At 69.1% G+C, this 5,373-nt stretch carries 5 protein-coding genes; 4 read left to right on the forward strand and 1 reads right to left on the reverse strand.

Going from position 1 to position 5,373, the window contains the following annotated elements; genetic code table 11:
- Positions 1 to 964: alpha-amylase family glycosyl hydrolase (locus ACWDYJ_RS35835; RefSeq protein WP_451569790.1), on the reverse strand; the 964-nt coding region annotated here is incomplete at its 3' end.
- Positions 965 to 1,198: 234 nt separating this feature from the next.
- On the opposite strand from ACWDYJ_RS35835, the gene ACWDYJ_RS35840 reads away from it, so the two are divergent.
- The 4 genes from ACWDYJ_RS35840 to ACWDYJ_RS35855 all read left to right on the forward strand — a co-directional run.
- Positions 1,199 to 2,473 carry an extracellular solute-binding protein gene (locus ACWDYJ_RS35840; RefSeq protein ID WP_451569791.1) on the forward strand — a complete coding sequence of 425 codons (1,275 nt, stop codon included), beginning with the start codon at positions 1,199 to 1,201 and terminating at the stop codon, positions 2,471 to 2,473.
- 6 nt (positions 2,474 to 2,479) lie between these two features.
- Positions 2,480 to 3,493 carry a carbohydrate ABC transporter permease gene (locus ACWDYJ_RS35845; RefSeq protein ID WP_451569792.1) on the forward strand — a complete coding sequence of 338 codons (1,014 nt, stop codon included), beginning with the start codon at positions 2,480 to 2,482 and terminating at the stop codon, positions 3,491 to 3,493.
- Positions 3,494 to 3,495: 2 nt separating this feature from the next.
- Entirely contained in the window at positions 3,496 to 4,353 is an 858-nt protein-coding gene (locus ACWDYJ_RS35850; RefSeq protein WP_451569793.1) for a sugar ABC transporter permease, read from the forward strand.
- Between the two features lie 50 nt (positions 4,354 to 4,403).
- Positions 4,404 to 5,373: alpha-amylase family glycosyl hydrolase (locus ACWDYJ_RS35855; protein WP_451569794.1), on the forward strand; the 970-nt coding region annotated here is incomplete at its 3' end.

Consider the following 5,373-nt stretch of genomic DNA (forward strand, 5'->3'; position numbering starts at 1 on the left):
AGGCGGTGGCGGCCAGCGACTCGTCGATGACCGCGCGCATCGCGGCCGGATCCCACGGACAGTTCAGGAAGCGGAAATTGAAGGCCTGGTGCAGTTCGTCGGGGCGGACGTACAGCGCGAGCCGCTCCGAGGTCGGGGCCCAGGCCTCGGCGACCCCGATGCGCGGGCCCTCGTAGGAGTCGAGGAGCCGGCGCCAGGAGCGGAGGATCTCGTGCACCCCGTCCTGGTCGAAGAAGGGGAGCGGCTCGGTGCCGATCAGCGTGGCCTGCGCGCCGCGGCCGATGTCGGGCAGCCCCGGGGCCTTCACCATGCCGTGGGCCACGTCGACGCGGAAGCCGTCCACCCCCAGGTCCAGCCAGAAGCGCAGCACCGACGCGAACTCGGCCGCGACCTCGGGGTGCTCCCAGTCCAGGTCCGGCTGCTCGGGGGCGAAGAGGTGCAGGTACCAGTCGCCGTCCGCGACCCGGGTCCAGGCGGGCCCGCCGAAAACGGACTCCCAGTCGTTGGGGGGCCGCGTACCGCCGACGCCCCGGCCCGGTCGGAACAGGTACCGCTCCCGGGCGCCGGGCTTGCCCGCCAGGGCGTCCTGGAACCAGGGGTGGCGCTCGGAGGTGTGGTTCGGCACCACGTCCACGATCACCCGCAGGCCGAGCGCGTGCGCGGCGCGGACCAGCTCGTCGGCGTCCGAGAGGTCCCCGAAGAGCGGATCGACGGCCCGGTAGTCGGCGACGTCGTAGCCGCCGTCCGCCTGCGGGGACACGTAGAAGGGGGTCAGCCACACGGCGTCGACGCCGAGCCGGGCCAGGTGCGGGAGCCGCTCGCGCACGCCGCGCAGGTCCCCGACGCCGTCGCCGTCGCTGTCCGCGAAGGAGCGTACGTACACCTGATAGATGACGGCATCACGCCACCAGCCACCGCTCGCGGTCGTGTCGCTGGAAGCACTTGCAAGATGGACGGCCGTCATCTCATGGGTCATATCCGGGTCAACGCGGCTGTGTGCCCCCTGGTTGCGGGCCTGAGCACTCGAAGCTGACTCGAACTAACAGCAAGCTGCGGCAACCGTACGGACACACGGATGTAACGATCAGCCCGTCTTGCAGAAATTTGCCGCAAGCTCTTTCGGACGGCTTTCAGGCTTGTTACGTTCCTGGCAACTCGGGACCGCGAGGATGCGGCCGGGATCATCGAAGGAGTTCATATGCGGCGTGGCATAGCGGCCACCGCGCTGGTCGCGACCCTGGCGCTCGCGGCTACGGCTTGCGGCGGTGACACCAAGGGCGACGGTGGCGAGACCAAGGCCGGCGGCGAGCTGACCGGCACGGTCACCTGGTGGGACACCGCGAACGACGCCGAGAAGGCGAGCTTCCAGAAGATCGCCGAGGCGTTCACGGCGAAGCACCCCAAGGTCACCGTCAAGTACGTCAACGTCCCTTACGGCGACGCGCAGAACAAGGTCAAGAACGCCTTCAACAGCGGCACCGAGGCCCCTGACGTGATCCGCGCCGACGTCGGCTGGGTCGCCGACTTCGCCTCGCTGGGCTACCTCGACGAGGTCCCCGCCGAGACCGCCAAGAAGATCGACGCCGAGTTCCTGCCGCAGGCCGCGGCCAGCGGCAAGTACGAGGGCAAGACCTACGCGGTCCCCCAGGTCATCGACACCCTTGGCCTCTTCTACAACAAGAAGATGCTCGCCGACGCCGGTGTGCAGCCGCCCACCACGCTGGAGGAGCTGAAGACCGCCTCCGCCGCCATCAAGGCGAAGACCGGCAAGACCGGCCTCTACCTGCGCGGCGACGACTCCTACTGGTTCCTGCCGTTCATCTACGGCGAGGGCGGCGACCTCGTCGACGCCAAGAACAAGACGGTCACCGTCGACAACGCCGCGGGCGTCAAGGCCTTCAAGGCCGCCCGCGACCTCGTCACCTCGGGCGCCGCGGTCACCAACGCGACCGACGGCTTCATCAACATGCAGACCGCCTTCAAGTCCGGGGAGGTCGCCATGATGATCAACGGCCCCTGGGCCGTCGCCGACACCTACGCCGGCGAGCAGTTCAAGGACAAGGCCAACCTCGGCGTCGCCCCCGTCCCGGCCGGCTCCGCCAAGGCGGGCGCCCCCCAGGGCGGCCACGACCTCGCCGTCTACGCGGGCTCCAAGAACCGCGCCGCCGCCCACGCCTTCGTGGAGTACCTGACGTCCCAGGAGGTGCAGGTCCAGTCCGCCAAGGAGCTGAGCCTGCTGCCGACGCGCACCGCCGCCTACGAGCAGCCGGACGTCAAGGGCAGCGAGATGGTGCAGTTCTTCAAGCCGGCCGTGGACAAGGCCGTCGAGCGCGCCTGGATCCCGGAGAACGGCGCCCTCTTCGAGCCGCTGAAGGCCGAATTCACCAAGGCGGTCACCGGGACGTCGACCCCGGAGGAAGCGGCCAAGTCGGCCGGCGTCGAGTTCCGCAAGATCCTCAAGGGCTGGAAGTAACGAAACATGGCTGCTCACACCAGCCAGTCGGTGGCGAAGGCCGCGGGTGACGATGTCGCCCGCGGCCCGAGCCGCAGGACTGACAGCGGGAAGCGTGGGGGACTGGGGCGAGCCCTCGCGACCCACTGGTACGCCTGGGCCATGGTCGCCCCTGTGGTGCTCGTCCTCGGCGTGATCATCGGCTGGCCGCTCGTCCGCGGCGTGTACCTGTCGCTGACCGACGCCAACGAGCGCAACGTCGCCCGTACCATCGGCGTCCGCCACATCGAGGCCACGTACGAGTTCGTCGGACTCGACAACTACGCGGCCGTGCTCGGCGACCCGGTGTTCCTCCAGCGGCTGGTGTGGACGGTGGTGTGGACCGTCGCCTGCGTGTCCCTCACCTTCACGCTCGGACTGGCCCTCGCCAACATGCTCAACCGGGACTTCAAGGGCCGCGCCGCCTACCGGATGGCGCTCATCCTGCCCTGGGCCGTCCCCGGCTTCGTCTCCGTCTTCGCCTGGCGGTTCCTCTTCAACCGCGACAACGGCATCCTCAACAAGGTCCTCGACGGGGGCGGCATCGCCGCCATCCCGTGGCTCGACGACCCGACCTGGGCCAAGTTCTCGGTCGTCGCCGTCAACGTCTGGCTCGGCGTCCCCTTCATGATGGTCGCCCTGCTCGGCGGACTGCAGTCGATCCCCGGCGAGCTCTACGAGGCCGCCGAGATGGACGGCGCGAGCGCCTGGCAGCGGTTCCGGCACATCACCCTGCCCGGCCTGCGCGCCGTGAGCATGACGGTGATCCTGCTCTCCACCATCTGGACGTTCAACATGTTCCCGGTGATCTTCCTGCTGACCCGGGGCGGGCCGGGGGACTCCACCGAGATCCTGGTGACCCAGGCCTTCCGCGAGGCGTTCATCGCCAGCCCGCGCGACTTCGCCGGCTCGGCGACGTGGGGCGTCCTGATCCTCGCCCTGCTCATGATCTTCGCGCTGGTCTACCGGCGCGCGCTGCGCAAGCAGGGAGAGGTGTGGTGACCGTGACCACTACGACCACGACGGCCGGCCCCACGAGGGGGAGCCGCTCCCCGCTCGCCTCCGCCGGCCTGCACCTCACGCTCCTCGCCGCGTCCGTGATCGCCGTCTTCCCGGTGCTGTGGATCCTGCTGACCTCGCTCAAGCCCGCGCAGCACGCGATCACGACGGACTTCGTCAAGGAACCGACGCTCGGCAACTACACGTACCTGCTGGAGTCGAGCCACTTCCTGAGCTGGTTCGCGAACTCCGTCCTGGTCGCCGGTGTCACCACCGTCCTCGGCGTGTTCATCGCCGCCACCACCGGATACGCGGTCAGCCGCTTCAAGTTCCCCGGCATGCGGCCCCTGATGTGGACCCTGCTCATCACCCAGATGTTCCCGATGGCGATCCTCATCGTGCCGCTGTACAACCTGATGGGTGAACTGGGACTGCTCAACCAGCCCATCGGTCTGATCATCACCTACCTCACCATCGCCGTGCCGTTCTGCGCGTGGATGATGAAGGGCTTCTTCGACACCATCCCGGTGGAGATCGACGAATCCGGCCGCGTCGACGGGCTCAACCCCTTCGGCACCTTCTGGCGGCTGATCCTGCCGCTGGCCAAGCCCGGCCTGGCCGTCACCGGCTTCTACGCCTTCATCACCGCCTGGGGCGAAGTCGCCTACGCCTCCGCCTTCATGGTCGGCGAGGAGAACCTCACCCTGGCCGGCGGACTGCAGACCTTCGTCACGCAGTACACCTCCAACTGGGGTGCGATGAGCGCCGCTTCCATCCTCATCGCCATCCCCGCAGCGATCTTCTTCCTGTTCGCCCAGCGTCACCTCGTCGCCGGAATGACCGCAGGCGCCACCAAGGGCTGACCACCCCGCCTGCTCGACGTCCCTCCCGGCCCGATCTCTCCAAGGACACCATGACCCAGCACCTCGCCGACGCACTCCCCACCTCCACCGGCACCCTGCCCGGCTGGTGGAGAGAAGCGGTGATCTACCAGGTCTATCCGCGCAGCTTCGCCGACTCCAACGGGGACGGCATGGGGGACCTCGAAGGCATCCGCAGCCGCCTGCCCTACCTCAAGGAGCTGGGCGTCGACGCCGTCTGGCTCAGCCCCTTCTACGCCTCCCCGCAGGCGGACGCGGGCTACGACGTCGCCGACTACCGGGCCATCGACCCCATGTTCGGCAGCCTGCACGACGCCGACGCCGTGATCCGCGAAGCCCACGAGCTGGGCCTGCGGATCATCGTGGACCTGGTCCCGAACCACTGCTCCGACCAGCACGAATGGTTCAAGCAGGCGCTGCGGGAGGGCCCCGGCACCCCGCTGCGCGAGCGGTTCCACTTCCGCCCCGGGCGCGGGGCCGGCGGCGAGGAGCCCCCGAACGACTGGGAGTCCATCTTCGGCGGGCCCGCCTGGACCCGGGTCGCGGACGGCGAGTGGTACCTGCACCTCTTCGCCCCCGAACAGCCCGACTTCAACTGGGAACACCCGGCGGTCCAGGACGAGTTCCGCTCGATCCTGCGCTTCTGGCTGGACCTCGGCGCCGACGGCTTCCGCATCGACGTCGCCCACGGCCTCGTCAAGGCCCCCGGCCTGCCGGACCTCGGCCGCGACGAGCAGCTCAAGCTCCTCGGCAACCAGGTGCTGCCCTTCTTCGACCAGGACGGGGTCCACGAGATCTACCGCTCCTGGCGGACCGTGCTGGACGAGTACGCGGGCGACCGCATCGGCGTCGCCGAGGCGTGGACCCCGAGCGCCGACCGCACCGCGCTCTACCTGCGCCCCGACGAGCTGCACCAGGCGTTCAACTTCCACTACCTGAACACCGGCTGGGACGCCGAGGCGCTGCGCACGGCGATCGACGAGTCCCTCGACGCGATGCGGC

This window comes from Streptomyces sp. NPDC003042, assembly GCF_053591315.1.

Coding starts and splice junctions, on each gene's coding strand:
- ACWDYJ_RS35840 (WP_451569791.1), top strand. CDS start 1,199: ATGCGGCGTGGCATAGCGGCCACCGCGCTGGTCGCGACCCTGGCGCTC.
- ACWDYJ_RS35845 (WP_451569792.1), top strand. CDS start 2,480: ATGGCTGCTCACACCAGCCAGTCGGTGGCGAAGGCCGCGGGTGACGAT.